This is a genomic window from Jatrophihabitans cynanchi (genome assembly GCF_027247405.1).
Lineage (GTDB): Bacteria > Actinomycetota > Actinomycetes > Mycobacteriales > Jatrophihabitantaceae > Jatrophihabitans_B > Jatrophihabitans_B cynanchi.
The window spans coordinates 4283755-4301978 of the sequence record NZ_CP097463.1; the positions used below are offsets into that span (position 1 = coordinate 4283755).

General features: G+C 70.9%; 18 protein-coding genes. 16 read left to right on the plus strand and 2 right to left on the minus strand.

The features are described from left to right. Positions 1-65: 65 nt before the first annotated feature. Together M6B22_RS20840 and acs are read left to right on the plus strand one after the other, a co-directional pair. Complete coding sequence (locus M6B22_RS20840; RefSeq protein ID WP_269443490.1) at positions 66-740, plus strand: acetate uptake transporter; 675 nt, start codon at positions 66-68, stop codon at positions 738-740. 114 nt (positions 741-854) lie between these two features. Beyond that, on the plus strand, positions 855-2828 hold the full coding sequence (gene acs, locus M6B22_RS20845) for an acetate--CoA ligase (RefSeq protein ID WP_269443491.1): 1974 nt from the start codon (positions 855-857) through the stop codon (positions 2826-2828). A gap of 57 nt (positions 2829-2885) precedes the next feature. Here the strand turns inward: acs and M6B22_RS20850 are convergent, their stop codons facing one another. Together M6B22_RS20850 and M6B22_RS20855 are read right to left on the minus strand one after the other, a co-directional pair. Next, complete coding sequence (locus tag M6B22_RS20850) at positions 2886-3698, minus strand: DUF72 domain-containing protein (RefSeq protein ID WP_269443492.1); 813 nt, start codon at positions 3696-3698, stop codon at positions 2886-2888. A gap of 8 nt (positions 3699-3706) precedes the next feature. After that, positions 3707-4051 carry a DUF1844 domain-containing protein gene (locus M6B22_RS20855; protein WP_407935759.1) on the minus strand — a complete coding sequence of 115 codons (345 nt, stop codon included), beginning with the start codon at positions 4049-4051 and terminating at the stop codon, positions 3707-3709. A 301-nt stretch (positions 4052-4352) separates the two neighbouring features. Between M6B22_RS20855 and infC the strand changes: the two genes are divergently transcribed. From infC to M6B22_RS20925, 14 genes are all read left to right on the plus strand, one after another. Then, positions 4353-4964 carry a translation initiation factor IF-3 gene (gene infC, locus M6B22_RS20860; RefSeq protein WP_407935760.1) on the plus strand — a complete coding sequence of 204 codons (612 nt, stop codon included), beginning with the start codon at positions 4353-4355 and terminating at the stop codon, positions 4962-4964. A gap of 33 nt (positions 4965-4997) precedes the next feature. Beyond that, on the plus strand, positions 4998-5192 hold the full coding sequence (gene rpmI / locus M6B22_RS20865) for a 50S ribosomal protein L35 (RefSeq protein ID WP_269443495.1): 195 nt from the start codon (positions 4998-5000) through the stop codon (positions 5190-5192). 73 nt (positions 5193-5265) lie between these two features. Continuing rightward, positions 5266-5658, plus strand: coding sequence for a 50S ribosomal protein L20 (rplT, locus tag M6B22_RS20870; RefSeq protein WP_269443496.1), 393 nt, complete (start codon positions 5266-5268; stop codon positions 5656-5658). Beyond that, on the plus strand, positions 5659-6429 hold the full coding sequence (locus tag M6B22_RS20875) for a TrmH family RNA methyltransferase (RefSeq protein WP_269443497.1): 771 nt from the start codon (positions 5659-5661) through the stop codon (positions 6427-6429). Between the two features lie 160 nt (positions 6430-6589). Further along, on the plus strand, positions 6590-7693 hold the full coding sequence (gene pheS / locus M6B22_RS20880) for a phenylalanine--tRNA ligase subunit alpha (protein WP_269443498.1): 1104 nt from the start codon (positions 6590-6592) through the stop codon (positions 7691-7693). After that, positions 7693-10152, plus strand: coding sequence for a phenylalanine--tRNA ligase subunit beta (gene pheT, locus M6B22_RS20885; protein ID WP_269443499.1), 2460 nt, complete (start codon positions 7693-7695; stop codon positions 10150-10152). Before pheS ends, pheT begins: the two co-directional genes overlap by 1 nt. 9 nt (positions 10153-10161) lie before the next feature. Next, complete coding sequence (locus M6B22_RS20890; protein ID WP_269443500.1) at positions 10162-11472, plus strand: hemolysin family protein; 1311 nt, start codon at positions 10162-10164, stop codon at positions 11470-11472. Continuing rightward, positions 11469-12500 (plus strand): hemolysin family protein, encoded by a 1032-nt coding sequence (locus tag M6B22_RS20895; protein ID WP_269443501.1) that lies wholly within the window; start codon positions 11469-11471, stop codon positions 12498-12500. The genes M6B22_RS20890 and M6B22_RS20895 overlap by 4 nt, the downstream gene beginning before the upstream one ends. 28 nt (positions 12501-12528) lie before the next feature. Next, positions 12529-13542 carry an N-acetyl-gamma-glutamyl-phosphate reductase gene (gene argC, locus M6B22_RS20900; protein WP_269443502.1) on the plus strand — a complete coding sequence of 338 codons (1014 nt, stop codon included), beginning with the start codon at positions 12529-12531 and terminating at the stop codon, positions 13540-13542. Then, positions 13539-14687, plus strand: a complete 1149-nt coding sequence (argJ, locus tag M6B22_RS20905; RefSeq protein ID WP_269443503.1) for a bifunctional glutamate N-acetyltransferase/amino-acid acetyltransferase ArgJ — start codon at positions 13539-13541, stop codon at positions 14685-14687. The genes argC and argJ overlap by 4 nt, the downstream gene beginning before the upstream one ends. A 26-nt stretch (positions 14688-14713) precedes the next feature. Continuing rightward, the gene (gene argB, locus M6B22_RS20910) at positions 14714-15601 is read left to right on the plus strand and encodes an acetylglutamate kinase (protein WP_269443504.1); all 888 of its coding nucleotides are present in this window, start codon (positions 14714-14716) and stop codon (positions 15599-15601) included. Further along, a complete protein-coding gene (locus M6B22_RS20915) occupies positions 15598-16776 on the plus strand; it encodes an acetylornithine transaminase (protein WP_269443505.1) in 1179 nt (392 codons plus the stop codon). The genes argB and M6B22_RS20915 overlap by 4 nt, the downstream gene beginning before the upstream one ends. Continuing rightward, complete coding sequence (gene argF / locus M6B22_RS20920; protein ID WP_269443506.1) at positions 16773-17699, plus strand: ornithine carbamoyltransferase; 927 nt, start codon at positions 16773-16775, stop codon at positions 17697-17699. The genes M6B22_RS20915 and argF overlap by 4 nt, the downstream gene beginning before the upstream one ends. Beyond that, positions 17699-18223 carry an arginine repressor gene (locus tag M6B22_RS20925; RefSeq protein WP_269443507.1) on the plus strand — a complete coding sequence of 175 codons (525 nt, stop codon included), beginning with the start codon at positions 17699-17701 and terminating at the stop codon, positions 18221-18223. Before argF ends, M6B22_RS20925 begins: the two co-directional genes overlap by 1 nt. The last annotated feature ends 1 nt before the right edge of the window (position 18224 follow it).

Consider the following 18224-nt stretch of genomic DNA (forward strand, 5'->3'; position numbering starts at 1 on the left):
GGTCACTGGCAGCGTCCTGCGGTGAGCCCGGAACTGGCCGGGTGCAAGCCGAAAGGGGACAGCAGATGTCAACCGCTGCCGAAGGGGAACACAACGTGGCGCGTCCCGCCGAGCGCGACCCGATGGTCAGCCCGCCGAAGCTCTCCGGCTGGGGTGCCGGATTCGCCGATCCCGGCCCGCTCGGTCTGGCCGGCTTCGCTGCCACGACGTTCTTCCTGTCCGTGATCAACACCAACATGCTCGGCGCGTCGGTGCAGTCCATCGTCTTCGGCCTCGCGTTCTTCTACGGCGGCCTCGCCCAGCTGCTCGCCGGGATGTGGGAGTTCGCGAAGGGCAACACGTTCGGAGCGCTCGCGTTCAGCTCGTACGGCGCGTTCTGGCTCTCCTTCTGGTGGATCCTCACGCACCTGCCGGCCAACGCCAAGCCCAACGACCTGCTGCACGGCGTCGCGCTCTACCTGCTGTGCTGGACCATCTTCACGGCGTACATGACAGTCGCATCCGCCCGGACGACCGGTGCGATCTTCGCGGTGTTCGTGCTGCTGACCCTGGCGTTCCTGGCGCTGACCATCGGCTTCTTCAGCGAGAGCGTGGCCGACTTCGAGGCGAACAGCAACGCCTGGATCCACATCGGTGGCTGGATCGGCATCCTGACCGCGATCGCCGCCTGGTACGCATCGTTCGCCGGTGTCGTCAACTCGACGTTCAAGCGCGTCGTCCTGCCGACGTTCCCACGCTGAGACGTCGGAGCCTTTGCAGCAGGCAACAACCGAACTATGTTCGATGAGCAGGGGAAGCGTTCGTCGCACGGTGCGATGTGAAGTGCGCCGCTTACCCCAGAAGGTAGGGCACCTATGACACAACCACAGGACAATCAGAACATCGCCTCGCTGCTCCTCGAGCAGCGCAGGTACCCGCCGTCTCCTGACTTCGCCGCGCAGGCGAACGCCAAGGCAGACCTGTACGACGGCGACCCGGACGAGTTCTGGGAGCGCGAGGGCCGCGACCGGCTGTCGTGGTTCACGCCGTTCACCAAGCTCAAGGAGTGGGACCCGCCGTTCGCCAAGTGGTACCTCGGCGGCACGCTCAACGCGTGTTACAACTGCGTCGACCGGCACGTCGAGAACGGGTTGGGCGACAAGGTCGCCTACTACTGGGAGGGCGAGAACCCGGCCGACAAGATCACCATCAGCTACGCCGACCTGCAGCGTCGGGTGGTGAAGGCGGCCAACGCCTTCAAGGAGCTGGGTGTTTCTAAGGGCAGCCACGTCGGCATCTACATGGGCATGGTTCCCGAACTGCCGGTGACGATGCTCGCCCTGGCCCGGCTCGGGGCGCCGTTCACGGTCGTGTTCGGCGGGTTCAGTCCGGACTCGCTGTCCGGTCGCCTGAACGACATGCAGTGCCAGTACGTGGTCACGCAGGACGGGTCGTGGCGCCGGGGCAAGGTGTTCGACCTGAAGGTGAACGCCGACGCCGCCATGGACAGCGCACCCTCGGTCACCACCTGCATCGTGGTCAAGCGGGGCGGCAACGACGTCGTGATGAAGGACGGCCGCGACCACTGGTGGGCCGACGTGGTGGACCGGCAGAGCGACGATCCGGCCACCTGCCCGTGCGAGCCGATGGACAGCGAAGCGATGCTGTTCGTGATGTACTCCAGCGGCACCACGGGCAAGCCCAAGGGCGTGGTGCACACCACCGCCGGTTACCTGGCGGGCACGTCGACGACACACCACTACATCTTCGACATCAAGCCGGAGACGGTGTACTGGTGCGCCGCGGACATCGGCTGGATCACCGGGCACAGCTACATCGTGTTCGGGCCACTGGTCAACGCGACGACCTCCGTGATGTACGAGGGGACCCCGGACTATCCGGACAAGGATCGCTGGTGGGACATCATCGAGCGCTACAAGGCGACCGTCCTGTACTGCGCGCCGACGGCGATTCGCACCCACATGAAGTGGGGTCCCGAGTACGCCCAGAGGCACGACCTCAGTTCGCTCAAGGTGCTCGGCTCCGTCGGCGAGCCGATCAATCCTGAAGCGTGGGTCTGGTACCGCGACAACATCGGTGCGGGCAAGACGCCCGTCGTGGACACCTGGTGGCAGACCGAGAACGGGATGATCCTGATCAGCCCGCTGCCGGGCGTCACGACGCTCAAGCCCGGTTCGGCCACCAAGCCGTTCCCGGGGATCGAGCCGGCCGTCTACGACAACGACGGCAACGAGATCCCGCCCGGGCAAGGTGCGGGCTTCCTGGTCGTGAAGAAGCCGTGGCCGGCCATGTTGCGCGGCCTGTACAACGACAACGACCGGTTCCGCGATGTCTACTGGAGCCGGTTCCCGGGCGTGTACATGGCCGGTGACGGTGCGCGCGTCGACGAGGACGGCGACTTCTGGCTGATGGGCCGCATCGACGACGTCATGAACGTCTCGGGCCACCGCCTGTCGACGATCGAGATCGAAAGCGCGCTGGTCGACCACCCCGAAGTCGCCGAGGCCGCGGTCACCGCGCGCAGCGACGCGATCACCGGCCAGGCCGTGGTCGCGTACGTCATCCTCAAGGGCGGCAAGGACGGTTCGCCGGAGAAGGCGAAGGAACTGCGCGACCACGTGGCGAAGGTGATCGGCCCGATCGCCAAACCGGCGAACATCGTCTTCACGCCGGAGCTGCCCAAGACCCGCTCCGGGAAGATCATGCGCCGGCTGCTCAAGGACGTGGCGGAGAACCGCGCCCTCGGTGACACGACGACGCTTGCCGACGCGAGCATCGTCGACGAGATCGCCGCCCGAGCGAAGGCGGAGGCGGACAAGGAGTCCTGAGCCGCGTCGCGTGAGAACCGGCGCATCCTCGCCAGCGGGCGTGGATGCGCCGGTTCGTCACGTCAGCCGAGCCGCCAGCGCCAGCGCGTCGAACGGGGCGCGCACCTTGACGTCGTTGTCGAAGTAGACGAACACGTCGTGGCCGGTCGCTGTCCAGCCGCGCACCCTCGCCGCCCACAGGTCCAGCGCCTCGTCGGTGTACCCGCTGGTGTACAGCTCGACGTCGCCGTGCAGCCGGACGTACGCGAAGCCCGTGGTGACCTCGGCGATCAGCGGCCACTTGCCCGCGGTGTCGGCGACGACCACGGCGATCTCGTGCTCGCGCAGCAGCGCGGTGAACGCGGGCGTCAGGAAGCTGCGGTGCCGCACCTCGAGCGCGTGCCGGATGGGACGGTCGGCATCGGTGGCGAGCCAGGTCCGCCCGGCCACCCGCTCGTCGTGCCGGTGCGCGAGCGACACCGCCTCGAGCGTCGAACGCGGTAGCAGCGCGAAGAACGAGGCCAGTCGCTCGGCGTCGTAGCCGAGGCTGGGCGGCAGCTGCCACAGGATCGGGCCGAGCTTGTCGCCGAGCGCGAGCGGGCCGGAAGCGAAGAAGTTCGCCACCGGCGCCGCCACGTCCCGCAGCTTCTTCAGGTGCGTCACGAAGCGCGGTCCCTTGACCGAGAACACGAAACCGTCGGGGGTCTGCGCACGCCAGTTCGCGTACGACTCGGGGCGCTGCAGCGAGTAGAACGAGCCGTTGATCTCGATGGTGGCCAACCGGCCGGACGCGTACTCCAGCTCGCGCCGCTGCGGCAGCCCGCGCGGGTAGAACACCCCGCGCCACGGCGGATACCGCCAGCCGGAGATGCCCACCCGCGCCTGGGCCACCCGTGCGCCTAGGGCAGCAGCTTCTCGCCCGGCCCCTGGCCGGGCTCGTCCGGGTACGACGACGCCTCGCGGAACGCGCTCTGCAACGTCTTCACCCCGTCACGCAACGGCTGGCGGTGTGCGCCGAGGTACTCCTGCGACGCAGCGACCAGCCCGGCCAGCGCGGTGATCAGCCGCCGCGCCTCGTCCAGGTCCTGGTGCGGCTCGCCGTCCGGAGCCAGGCCGAGCTTCTCCGCCGACGCGCTCATCAGCATCACCGCGGCCCGGGTGATCACCTCGACGGCGGGGATGGCCGCCAGTTCGCGCACCGGGGTGTCGTCCAGTTCGTCCAGGCCGTGGCCCGGCAGCGGGATGCCGTCGCTGGGGTGCGGCTGGGAGGCGCTGCCCGGAACTCCTACGGCCGGCCGGGCGTTCGGGTCGTCGGTCGCGCGTGTTGGTTCGGTATCGGTCACCCTGATACCCTGTCATTGCGACCAGCCCCCGCAGACGCGGGGGTGTGCAAGCGGAAGCCCACCAGCCTCCCACCCGAGCCACCGACGGTGCGCCGGGTCCGGTCCGGACGATCGGCCCTCGCGGGTCGTCGCGTCGCCACCCGGCGGCGTCCCGGACCGGTCGGCTCCCGGCCCCGCGCGCATACGCGACGGGGCCGTTGTCATTCGGCCCGCAGGCACGAATCGCCAGAACGACCAAGGAGGTCCCATCAGCTCTGAACCGAGGATCAACGACCGGATCCGCGTTCCCGAGGTCAGACTCGTCGGTCCCGAGGGCGAGCAGGTCGGCATCGTGCCGATCGGCAAGGCTCTCGAATTGGCACTCGAGTCGGACCTGGATCTTGTCGAGGTCGCACCGATGGCGCGTCCGCCCGTCTGCAAGCTCATGGACTACGGCAAGTTCAAGTACGAGAGCGCGCAGAAGGCCCGCGAGGCCCGCCGCAACCAGGCCCTGACCGTCATCAAGGAGATGAAGCTCCGCCCGAAGATCGACTCGCACGACTACGAGACCAAGAAGGGTCACGTCGAGCGATTCCTCAAGCAGGGCGACAAGGTGAAGATCACCATCATGTTCCGCGGCCGCGAGCAGTCGCGTCCGGAACTGGGATTCCGCCTTCTGCAACGTCTGGCTGATGACATCTCCGAACTCGGCTTCGTGGAGTCCTCGCCGAAGCAGGACGGCCGCAACATGATCATGGTCGTCGCGCCGCACCGCAGCTCCAAGCCCACCCGGGTGCCTCGCGAGAGCACCACCGAGACCGCCGGCACCGAGTAAGTCGCCGGCGCACCAGCGAACAGGACCACCGCAATGCCCAAGAACAAGACCCACAGCGGGATCAAGAAGCGCGTCAAGGTCACCGGCACCGGAAAGCTGCTGACCCAGCACTCCGGCATGCGCCACAACCTGGAGAAGAAGCCCTCCACGTTGACTCGCCGGCTGACCGGCGTGAAGGAAGTTGCCGCAGTCGACGCGCCGCGTGTGAAGAAGCTGCTCGGCCGCTGAGCGCGGCGCCCCTGCTGTAGCTCGTCAAACCCGCCGCCCACACCGGGCGGCCCGAACACCCAAGGATCTTGTTGTGGCACGCGTCAAGCGGGCAGTGAACGCCCAGAAGAAGCGCCGGAGCACTCTCGAAGCCGCCAGCGGTTACCGCGGCCAGCGTTCGCGGCTCTACCGCAAGGCCAAGGAGCAGCTGCTCCACTCGGCGACCTACTCCTACCGTGACCGCAAGGCGCGCAAGGGTGACTTCCGGCAGCTGTGGATCACCCGCATCAACGCCGCGGCCCGCGCGAACGACATCACCTACAACCGGTTCATCCAGGGACTTCGCCTGGCCGGGGTCAGCGTCGACCGCAAGGTACTGGCCGACCTGGCCGTCACTGACGAGGCCGCGTTCGCCGCGCTCGTCGAGGTGGCGCGCGCAGCGGTCGCTGCCGAAGGCACCGGTGGCGCCCAGTCGCCGGCCGCCTGATTGCTGAGCAGCTCGAACGCCCGGCTCGTTGCGGCCCGCCGTCTCACCCGACGGCAGGGCCGCCGCGACGCCGGGCGTTTCCTTGCCGAGGGCGCGCAGGCAGTTCGCGAGGCGCTCGGTGCCGGGGCGGTGCTGGAGCTGTTCGCGACCGCTGAGGCGATCGAGCGCCACCCCGAGCTGACCGGCGGCGCGTCCGAGATCGGTGCCAAGGATGCGGCCGGACTGTCCGAGACGATCACGCCGCAGGGCCTGGTTGCGGTGTGCCGGACGATCGACGTCCCGCTCGCCACTGCGATGGAGCGCCGGCCGCGACTGGTCGCGGCGCTCGTCGACGCCAGCGATCCGGGCAACGCCGGGACGATCCTGCGCACCGCCGACGCGGCCGGCGCCACGGCCGTGGTGCTGGTCGGGGGGGTGGATCCTTACAACGGCAAGGCAGTCCGGGCGAGTGCCGGCAGCCTGTTCCATCTCGACGTCGTGATCGCTGCCGGAGCCGACGGACTGCTCGAACTCGCCAGGGCGCACGGGCTGAGCGTGCTCGCGACGACCGGCGCCGGCGCGCGCGACCTGGACGCGCTCGCCGACGACGGGACGCTCGCAGCGCCGACCGTCTGGCTGTTCGGCAACGAGGCGCGTGGGCTGCCCGCCGAGCTGGTCGCCGCCGCGGACGCGTCCGTCCGCGTCCCGCTCCACGGCCGCGCCGAGAGCCTGAACCTCGCCGCGGCGGCAGCGGTGTGCCTCTACGCCAGCGCCCGGGCGCAGCGCAGCTGACCGCTATGCTTGCAGGGTGAGTTCGACAGTCCTCGCTTGCGGCAGCCCTTCGCCATTCGGCGCGCGGCTGGCGGCCGCATCGTCGTCGCGTTGACGTCCGGCCGGGCCGCCGGCGTCCGCCCTGTCCGTGTCCGGAACGTGCTCCAGGAAAGAACTCACCATGACCGATAAGGGTTTCGACCCCGTCGAGGTCGCCGCGCTGCAACCGGAGGCGCTCGACGCGAACGTCTCCGCCGCGCTGGCCGCGTTCGCCGCGGCCGCCGACCTCGATCAGCTCAAGACCGCCCGGCTGGCGCACACGGGTGATCATTCACCGCTCGCCCTGGCCAACCGGGAGATCGGCGCGCTGCCGCCGGCAGCCCGCAAGGCGGCCGGGCAGCGCGTCGGCGCCGCGCGCACCGCGGTGAAGGACGCCCTCGAGGCCAGGCAGGTCGTCCTGGCAGCCGAGCGGGACGAGCGCATGCTGGTCGAGGAGGCCGTCGACGTCACACTGCCCACCGACGAGCGCCCGAGCGGTGCTCGCCACCCGTTGACGACGCTGCAGGAGCGGATCGCGGACATCTTCCTCGCGATGGGGTACGAGGTCGCCGAGGGACCTGAGATCGAGGCCGAGTGGTTCAACTTCGACGCACTCAACATCGGCGCCGATCATCCGGCCCGCTCGATGATGGACACGTTCTTCGTCACCTCGCCCGACTCCGGTCTGGTCCTGCGCACGCATACCTCGCCGGTGCAGGCGCGCGCGATGCTGGTTCGCCAGCCGCCGATCTACGTGATCTGTCCCGGCAAGGTGTTCCGTACCGACGAGCTGGACGCGACGCACACCCCGGTGTTCCACCAGGTTGAAGGCCTGGTCGTCGACGAGGGCATCACGATGGCGCACCTGAAGGGCACCCTCGATCACCTCGCCGAGGAGGTGTTCGGCATCGGCATCACCACCCGGCTGCGGCCCTCGTACTTCCCGTTCACCGAACCGAGCGCGGAGGTCGACCTGATCTGCTTCGTCTGCCGCGGTGAGTCGGTGGGCAATCCGGACCGCCCGTGCCGCACCTGTAGCAGCGAGGGCTGGATCGAGTGGGGCGGCTGCGGCATGGTCAATCCTCGCGTGCTCACCGCCTGCGGGATCGACCCCGACCGCTACACCGGATTCGCGTTCGGCATGGGGATCGAGCGCACCCTGATGTTCCGCAACAGCGTCCAGGACATGCGGGACGTCGTCGAGGGCGACGTCCGCTTCACCGCCGCATTCGGAATGGAGGCCTGATGCGCGCCCCGGTGAGCTGGCTGGCCGAGCACGTCGAGCTGCCCGACGGACTGTCGGCGCGGGCGCTCGGGGACGCGCTCGTCCGCGTCGGTCTGGAGGTCGAGCGCGTCGAGTCGGGCGCGGACGGCCTGTCCGGCCCGATCCTCGTCGGACGGGTGCTCTCGTTCGAGGACGAGCCGCAGAGGAACGGCAAGACGATCCGCTGGTGCCAGGTGGACGTCGGCGAGGCTGAGCCACGCGGCATCGTCTGCGGCGCCCACAACTTCGCGCCCGGTGACCTGGTGGTGGTGTCGCTTCCCGGTGCGGTGCTGCCTGGTGGGTTCGCGATCTCGGCCCGCAAGACGTACGGGCACGTGTCCGACGGGATGATCTGCTCGACCCGCGAACTCGGCATCGGCGATGAACACCTCGGGATCCTGGTGCTCGACGTCGACGCGCAGCCCGGTGCCGATGCGTTGGACGTGCTCGGCCTTCGCGACGCGGTGCTGGACATCGCGATCACCCCGGACCGCGGTTACTGCCTGTCCGTCCGGGGCCTGGCGCGCGAGGCATCGCTGGCACTTCGCGTCCCGTTCCACGACATCGATGCCGAGGCACCGGCGATCGCCGGCCTCGCCCATCCGGTCACCGTCGAGGACGCCGACGGCTGCGACCAGTTCTCCGCGCGCGCGATCACCGGGTTGAACCCGGCCGCGCCGACGCCCGACTGGATGGCGCGCCGGCTGCGGCAGAGCGGCATGCGCCCGATCTCGCTCGCTGTCGACGTCACGAACTACGTGATGCTGGAGACCGGGCAGCCGCTGCACGCGTTCGACCGCGCGAAGCTGACCGGCGCGATCACGGTGCGTCGTGCGGTCGCCGGTGAGAAGCTCACGACGCTCGACGACGTGGTGCGCGAGCTCGATCCGGACGACCTGCTCGTCACCGACGAGTCGGGCCCGATCGCCCTTGCCGGCGTGATGGGCGGCGCGTCGACCGAGATCGGCGCGGCCACCACCGACATCGTGCTGGAGGCAGCGCACTGGCACCCCGCCTCGATCTCGCGGGCGGTGCGCCGGCACAAGCTGCCCAGTGAGGCCGCCAAGCGTTTCGAGCGCGGCGTCGACCCGATGGTCGCCGGCGTTGCCCTGCAGCGGTGCGTCGACCTGCTCGCCGAGCACGGCGGCGCCACCGCGGTCGACGGCTACACGGTTGTCGGCGACGGCCCGGCGCGCTCGCTGATCGCGCTCAACGCCGGGCGTCCGGCCGCGATCGCGGGCATGCCGATCGACCGGGCCACCGTCGTCCAGCACCTGTCCGGCGTCGGCTGCGCGGTCGACGGCGGCGATGTCCTGCAGGTGCTGCCGCCGACCTGGCGTCCGGACCTGACCGACCCCGCCGACCTGGTCGAGGAGGTCGTACGGCTGGTCGGCTACGAGCGGCTGCCGGCCCGGCTGCCCACCCAGCGCGCCGGCCGTGGGCTGACCCCGTCGCAGCAGCTGCGCCGCACGCTGTCCCGGGCGCTCGCCGCGGCGGGCTACACCGAGGTGTTGAGCTATCCGTTCGTGCCGCTGGACGCGGCCGATCACCTGGGGCTACCCGCCAGTGATCGACGACGTGCCGCCCTGCGGCTGGCCAACCCGCTCTCGGACACCGAGCCACTGATGCGCACCACGCTGCTGCCCGGGCTGCTGGCGACCGTGCAACGCAACCTCGGCCGCGGCGCGCGCGACCTGGCATTGTTCGAGACGGGCCTGGTCTACTTCGCGCGCGAGGGAGCGCCACCGATGCCCCGGCCGGGCGTCGAGCACCGCCCGAGCGAGACCGAGCTCGCCGACATCTACGCGGCGATCCCGTACCAGCCGCGGCACGTCGCCGCGGTGCTGTGCGGCGAGTTCGTCGCACCGGGCTGGTGGGGCCCCGGACGTGCGGCGGGCTGGGCGGACGCGATCGAGGCGGCGCGCGTCGTCGGCGCGGCGGCCCGCGTCGAGCTCGACGTGCGTTCGGCGCGGGTCGCTCCGTGGCACCCGGGACGGTGCGCCGAGATCGTGCTGGACGGTTCGATCATCGGCCACGCCGGCGAACTGCACCCGCGGGTGGTGGCCGCCCTCGGCCTGCCGGAGCGCACCTGTGCGATGGAACTCGACGTGGACGCACTCAATCCGCCACCGCCGGCACAGGCGCCGCAGCTGTCGAGCTTCCCTCCGGTGCTGCTCGATCTCGCGCTCGTCGTGCCGGCGGGCGTGCCGTCCGCGGCGGTGCTGGCCGAGGTACGCGCCGGGGCGGGCGAGCTGCTGGAGAGCGTGCGGCTGTTCGACGTCTATGTCGACGCCGAGCGGCTCGGCGAGAGCGTGAAGTCGTTGGCGTTCGCCCTTCGGTTCCGGGCGCCGGATCGAACGCTGACCGTCGAGGAGGCGACGGCCGCGCGCGATGCCGCGACCGCCCGTGCCGCGGTCACCGGCGCACGATTGCGCGGCTGATCGCAGCAGATGCCGACCCCCCTCGGCTGGGTGGCCCTGGTCGTGCTCATCGCCGCGAACGCGCTGTTCGTGGCCGCAGAGTTCGCGCTGACGTCGGTCGACCGCGCCAAGCTGGAGCGGCTGGCCGACACCGGTGACCGGCGCGCCGGCCTCGTCCGGCGGCTGGTCGGCGAGCTGTCCTTCCAGCTGTCCGCCGCGCAGCTGGGCATCACGGTGTGCTCGCTGCTGCTCGGGTTCGTCGCCCAGCCGGTCGTGGCCGACGCGTTGCGGCCGGCCGCGCGCGGGATCGGGCTGCCGGCCGGGGCCGTCGAACCGACCGCCGTCGTGTTCGCGCTGGTGCTGGCCACCTTGGCCCAGATGCTGTTCGGCGAGCTCGTCCCGCAGAACCTGGCGATCTCCCGGCCGCTCGAGGTGGGCCGGCGCGTCGCGCCGTTCCAGCGCGCCTGGGCCAGGACCGGACGCCCGGTGGTGGCCGTCTTCGACGGGGCGGCGAACGCGATCGTGCGCGCGCTCGGCGTGACCCCGAAGCAGGAGCTGCGGGCGGCGCGGACCCCGGCCGAACTGCGCAGCGTGATCACCTCGTCCGCCGAGGAGGGCACGCTCGGCGTCGAAACCGCACTGCTGCTCGACCGGGCGCTGAGCTTCGGTGCCAAGACCGCGGCGGATGTGATGACGTCCCGGGTGCGGATGGTGGCTCTGGACTCGGACGCCACCGCGGCGGACCTGCTCGCGGCCGCCCGCGCGACCGGTCGATCGCGATTCCCGGTCCTCGGCGAGGACCTCGACGACATCGCCGGCATCGTGCACGTCAAGCTGGCCTTCGCGATCGCGCGCGAGCGGCGGGACCAGATCTCGGTGCGCGCGATGATGCAGCCGCCCGCCCGGGTGCCCGAGTCGCTGGACTGCGACGCGGTACTCAGACGCCTCTCGGTCGCCCGGATGCAGCTGGCGATCGTCGTCGACGAATACGGCGGCACGGCGGGCCTGGTCACGGTGGAGGATCTCGTCGAGGAACTCGTCGGCCAGATTCGCGACGAGCACGATGCTGCCGAGGTGCCGGAGATCGAGCCGGCGGGCGAGCATCGCTGGGTCGTCTCCGGCCAACTGCACAAGGACGGGTTGGCCGAACTGCTCGGCATCGACCCGCTTCCCGGCCCGTTCGACACGGTCGCAGGCATCCTGATGGACCGGCTCGGCCGCATCCCCGAGGCCCGCGACGCGATGGAGCTCGCCGGCTGGCAGTTGCGCGTCGTCCGGATGGACCAGCGCCGGGTCGACCGGGTGGCGGTAGCTCCCGCGCCGGATCGGGCACAGCCATGAGCCGGCACCTGCTGCTCGCCGTGCTGTTCCTTGTCGGAAACGCGTTCTTCGTCGGTGCCCAGTTCGCGTTGATCACCGCGCGGCGGGATCAGATAGAGCCGCTGGCTGCCGGTGGGGGACGCGCCGCGCGAGTGACCCTGCTGCAGCTGCGCGCCCTGCCGCGGATGCTGGCCGGTTCGCAGTTGGGGATCGCCGCCTGTTCGCTGGGCCTGGGCGCGGTGGCCGAGCCGGCGTTCGCCCGACTGCTGGAGGACGCGCTCGATCCGGTCGGCGTTCCGGGCTCGCTGTCCCACCCGATCGCGTTCGTGATCGCGCTGGCCTTCGTCTCGTTCTGCCACATGGTGCTCGGCGAGATGGTGCCCAAGAACCTCGCGCTCGCCGGCCCGGTGCGCGCGGCGCTGTGGCTGGGGCCGCCGATGTCGGTCTGGGTCCGGATGACCCGGCCGATCCTGGTGGTCGTCAACGGGCTCGCGAACACGATCGTGCGGCTGTTCGGCGTTCAGCCGAAGGACGAACTCGGTGGCGCCTACACGTCCGAGGAACTCAGTGACCTGGTCGCCGAATCGGCGTCCGAGGGGCTGCTCGACCGCGAGGAGCAGCGCCGCCTGCAGGCCGCGCTGCGGATCGAGGCGACCACGGCGGTCGATCTGCTCACGCCGCTGGCCGACATCGTCTCCGTAGGCCCGAACGCGACCGCTCGCGAGGTCGAGGCGCTGGTGGCCGAGACCGGCCTGTCCCGCTTCCCGATCCGAGACGGCGCACGGTTGACCGGGTACATCCACGCCAAGGACGTGCTGACGGTCGACGACGACCAGCTCGAGGCCGTGCTGCCGCCGAGGGTGCACCGCCGGATGGTGGCCGTCGCGCCCGATGCTCCCGTGGCCGGGGTGCTCACCGCGATGCGTCGTTCGGCCACCCACCTCGCCGTGGTGGAGCAGCACGGTGTCTCGCTCGGGATGGTGACGTTGGAGGCGGTGTTGCGCGCCGTGGTGGTGGGCACGCAACGCGGCCGACCCGCTACTGCATGAAGTTGCGCAGTGGTGCATAATCCTTCACATGGGATATCGGGTCGCGATCGCCGGCGCCAGCGGCTATGCAGGCGGTGAGGTGCTGCGACTGGTCGCCGGCCACCCGGACCTGGACCTGGTTGCCGCCACCGCCCACGGCAACGCGGGTCAGTGCATCGGGGACGTACTGCCACACCTGCGCTCCGTCGCCGGGCTGCGGTTCGTCGATACGACCGCCGAGGCGTTGCGCGACGCGGAGTTGGTGTTCCTCGCGCTGCCACACGGCGCGTCGGCGGCGCTCGCCGCGCAGCTGCCGCCGGAGCAGAAGCTCGTCGACCTCGGTTCGGACCACCGGCTGACCGACCGCGCCGCGCACGAGCGCTACTACGGCGGCGACTTCGCCGAGCCTTGGACATACGGGCTGCCCGAGCTACCCGGCCAGCGCGACTCGATCGCGGCGTCTGCACGGGTCGCGAACACCGGCTGCCACGCCGTCGCAGCGATCCTCGGCGCCGCGCCGTTGATCGCGGCCGGGCTGGCCGCGCCGGACGACGTCGTCGTGGTCTCGACGAGCGGGACGTCCGGCGCCGGACGCGCCGCGGCAGTGCACCTGCTGGCCAGTGAGGTCATGGGGGACCTGTCGGCGTACAAGGTGGGGGCACACCGCCACCTCGCCGAACTCAAGCAGGCAGCCGGGGTCACGAGCGCGACGATGACGCCCGTGCTCGCGCCGATGCCCCGCGGCATTCTCGCCGCGATCGCGTTGCGCCCGATCGGCAGCACCACCGAGGACGACGCCCGGGCGGTGCTCGCCGGCGCCTATGACGGCGAACCGTTCGTGCACCTGCTGGCTCCCGGCCAGCAGCCGCATACCGCTGCCACCGCCGGGTCCAACTCCGCACACCTGCAGGCCACTGTCGACCTCGACTCCGGCCGCATCATCGTCACCAGCGCCATCGACAACCTCGGCAAAGGGGCAGCCGGTCAGGCCGTCCAGAACGCCAACCTGATGCTCGGCCTGGCCGAAACCGCCGGCCTCTCGATCGACGGAGTCGCACCATGAGTGTCACCGCTGCCACCGGATTTCGTGCGGCGGGCGTCGTGGCGGGGATCAAGGCGAGCGGCGGCCGGGACGTCGCACTCGTCGTCAACGAGGGTCCGCTCGACGTCGCTGCTGCGGTGTTCACCTCCAACCGGGTCCAGGCGGCGCCGGTGCTGTGGTCGCGGCAGGCGGTGGCCGACGGTCGGCTGCGCGCGGTGGTACTCAACTCCGGCGGCGCGAACGCGTGCACCGGGCCGGACGGGTTCGCCGACACCCACCGCACCGCCGAGCACGTTGCCTCTGCGCTCGGCGTCGGAGCCGGCGACGTGGCGGTCTGCTCGACCGGTCTGATCGGCGAGCGGCTGCCGATGGACGCGGTTCTCGGCGGGATCGGTGCCGCCGCGGCAGCGCTCTGCGTGGACGGGGACGCCGCCGCCGACGCCATCCGGACCACTGACACGGTGGCCAAGCAAGCCGCCACCACGAACCAGGGCTGGACGATCGGCGGGATGGCCAAGGGTGCCGGCATGCTCGCCCCCGGCCTCGCGACGATGCTGTGCGTGCTGACCACCGACGCGGTGGTGGACGCGTTCACCGCCGACCAGGCTCTGCGCGCCGCCACGAGGGTCACGTTCGACCGGGTCGATGCCGACGGCTGCATGTCGACCAACGACACGGTGATCCTGATGGCCAGCGGCGCGTCCGGTGTGTCGCCGGACGTCCCGACGTTCATCGACGCGCTGCGCACGGTGTGCGCCGATCTGGCGCAGCAGTTGATCGCCGACGCCGAGGGGGCGAGCAAGCGCGTCGAGGTCTTCGTGGGCGGCGCGGCCAGCGAGGACGACGCCGTCGAGGTGGCGCGATCCATCGCCCGCAACAACCTGCTCAAGTGCGCACTGTTCGGCAACGACCCGAACTGGGGCCGGGTGCTCGCCGCCATCGGCACGACCCGCGCCGCGTTCGAGCCGGACGCGCTGGACGTCGCGATCAACGGCGTGGCGGTGTGCCGCGCGGGCGCGCCGGGGGAGGACCGCAGCACGGTGGACCTGACCGGCCGCGAGGTGCGCATCGAGGTCGACCTGCACGCCGGCACCGAGTCCGCGACGATCTGGACGACCGACCTGAGCCACGACTATGTCGAAGAGAACTCCGCGTATTCCTCATGAACGCAGTTCACGAGACTGCTCCCCACATGAGCAGGGAGCAGGCGCTCACGAAGGCAGCCGTGCTGGTCGACGCGCTGCCCTGGCTGGAGCGGTTCCACGGCAAGATCGTGGTGGTCAAGTACGGCGGCAACGCGATGAGCAGCCCGCAACTGCAGCGTGCCTTCGCCGAGGACATCGTCTTCCTGCGCTATGCCGGCCTCAAGCCTGTCGTCGTGCACGGCGGCGGGCCGCAGATCACCGAGCACCTGAACCGGCTCGGCATCGCCTCGGAGTTCCGCGGCGGTCTGCGCGTCACCACGCCCGAGGCGATGGCCGTCGTGCGGATGGTGCTGACCGGACAGGTGAACGGCGACATCGTCAACCTGGTCAACGACCACGGCCCGTTCGCCGTGGGCATGTCCGGTGAGGACGCCGGCCTGCTGACCGCCGAGCGCCGCCCGGCGATCGTCGATGGCCAACCGGTTGACATCGGCCAGGTCGGCGACATCGTCGCTGTCGACCCGGCGGCGGTGCACGCGCTGCTCGACGCCGGCCGGATACCGGTGATCGCCACGGTCGCGCGCGGCGTGGACGGCTTGAGCTACAACGTGAACGCCGACACGGCCGCGGCCGCGGTAGCGGTCGGGCTGGGTGCGGAGAAGCTGGTGGTCCTGACCGACGTCGAGGGCCTGTACGCCGACTGGCCCGCGAGCACGCAGATCATCAGCCAGATCGGGGTCGATGACCTCGCCGCCCTGCTGCCCGGCCTGTCCAGTGGCATGGTCCCGAAGATGGAGGCGTGTGTGCGCGCGGTCACCGGCGGCGTGCGGCGCGCCCATGTCCTCGACGGCCGGGTGCCGCACGCGCTGCTGCTCGAGGTCTTCACCACAGACGGAATCGGCACCATGGTCCTGCCCGCGAAGGAGCACCGATGACGGACCTGCAAGATCGTTGGAACACGGTGATGATGCCGAACTACGGCACGCCACCGCTCGCGCTCGATCACGGTCGCGGCGTCCGGGTGTGGGACACCGACGGCGTCGAGTACCTCGACTTCGTCGCCGGTATCGCGGTGTCCGCCCTGGGGCACGCGCACCCCGCGTTGATCGCCGCGGTCAGCGAACAGGTGGCCAGGCTCGCGCACACGTCGAACCTGTACCTGCACGAGCCCGGCGTTCGCCTGGCCGAACGACTGGTCGGGCTGCTCGGCCTGCCGGCGAGGGTGTTCTTCGCCAACAGTGGCGCCGAGGCAAACGAGTGCGCGATCAAGCTGTCCCGCCGCTTCGGTGCGGCCCACGGCCGCACCGAGCTTGTAGCGGCCGTCGACGGCTTCCACGGCCGCACGCTCGGTGCCCTGTCGATCACGGGCAACGCCGCCAAGCGCACGCCGTTCGAGCCGCTGCCGGGTCCGGTCACCTTCGTCGAGTACGGCGATGCTGACGCCCTGCGCGCGGCGGTGGGCGCGCACACGGCGGCGGTCTTCGTCGAGCCGACGCTCGGCGAGGGCGGCGTCGTCCCGCCTCCGGCCGGCTATCTGCGCGCGGCCCGGGAGATCTGCACCGCGGCCGGTTCGCTGCTCGTCGTCGACGAGGTGCAGAGCGGCATCGGCCGTACCGGGCACTGGTTCGCGAGCATGGCCGAGGGCGTGCGCCCGGACGTGATCACGCTGGCGAAGGGGCTCGGGGGCGGCCTTCCGATCGGGGCCTGCCTCGCGATCGGCACGGCCGGCGAACTGTTCCGGCCCGGCGATCACGGGAGCACGTTCGGCGGCAACCCGGTCGCCTGCGCGGCCGCGCTCGCCGTCATCGGCACCATCGCCGACGAACACCTGCTCGACTCGGTCAAACGGGTCGGTGAACACCTCGGGCACGGCCTGGACGCGCTGCAGAGCCCGCTGGTCGCCGGCAGCCGGGGCAGCGGCCTGTGGCGTGCGCTGACCCTCACCGGCGCGCACGCGGCCGCGGTCGAGACCGCCGCCCGCCGCAACGGGCTGCTCGTGAACGCGGTCAAGCCCGACGTCATCCGACTGGCCCCTCCGCTGGTCCTCACCGAGGAGGACGTCGACGAAGCGCTACCCCGTCTGCAATCGGCCCTGGACGAGATCTCATGAACGTTCGGCACTTCCTGCGCGACGACGACCTCGCGCCTGACGAACTGCTCGAGGTGCTCGACCTGGCCGACGCGATGAAGGCCGATCGGCACCGGCACCGGCCGTTGACCGGACCCCGGTCGGTCGCACTGATCTTCGACAAGCAGACGTTGCGCACCCAGTTGTCCTTCGCGGTGGGCGTGTCCGAGCTGGGCGGCCAGCCGGTGGTCATCGACGGGCGGCTGGCCGGCATCGGCGTGCGCGAGTCGATCGCCGACATCACCCGGGTGCTGTCCCGCCAGGTCGCGGCGATCGTCTGGCGTACCTACGCGCAGGAGCAGCTCGCCGAGATGGCCGCCCTCAGCCCGGTACCTGTCGTGAACGCGCTGACCGACAGCTTCCACCCGTGCCAGATCCTCGCCGACCTGCAGACCATCCGCGAGCACAAGAAGCGGCTCGCCGGCCTCACCCTGGCCTACCTCGGCGATGCCGCCAACAACATGTCCCACTCCTACCTGCTGGGCGGCGCCGCGGCCGGACTGCACGTGCGTGTCGCGGGCCCGGACGGTTACCGGCCCGACCCGGCGATCGTGGCCGCAGCGCGGCAGATCGCGGCACGGACCGGTGCGTCGGTCACGGTCACCGACGACCCGGCAACCGCACTGGACGGCGCCGACGTCGTGGCCACCGACACCTGGGTGTCCATGGGGCAGGAAGACCAGGCTGCCGAACGGGAGGCGCCGTTCCGCCGGTACGCGCTCGACGCGGCGGCGCTGGGCAAGGCCGCGCCGGATGCGATCGTGCTGCACTGCCTTCCCGCCTACCGCGGCAAGGAGATCTCGGCGGAGGTCATCGACGGGCCGCAGAGCGTCGTCTGGGACGAGGCGGAGAACCGGCTGCATGCGCAGAAGGCGCTGCTGACCTGGCTGCTGGAGCACGGCTGATGGCGGCCAAGCGGGCCATCGCGTCCGTCCACGAGCTCAACAACAAGGCCGCGCGGCACGCCCGCATCGTGGCCACGCTGTCTCGGCGCGAAGTACGGTCGCAGGCCGAGCTGGCCAGGGAGCTCGATGCCGCCGGCCTGCACGTCACGCAGGCGACGCTGTCGCGTGACCTGGACGAGTTGGGGGCGGTGAAACTGCGGCCCCCCGACGGCGGATTGCCGGTCTACGTCGTGCCCGAGGACGGCTCGCCGCTGGCCGCTCGCGGTGCACAGGACGGGCCGCCGCAGCGGCTGGTCCGGCTGCTCGCCGAGCTGCTCGTCTCCGCCGAGGCGAGCGCCAACCTGGTCGTGCTGCGCACCCCGCCCGGTGCGTCCAACTTCCTGGCCAGCGCGCTCGACCGCGCCGGACTGCCGCAGGTGCTCGGTACGGTCGCAGGGGACGACACGATCCTGGTGATCGCCCGCGATCCCGGCGGCGGGCGCGCGCTCGCCGATCACCTCGTCCAGCTCTCCCAGTCCGCCTGAT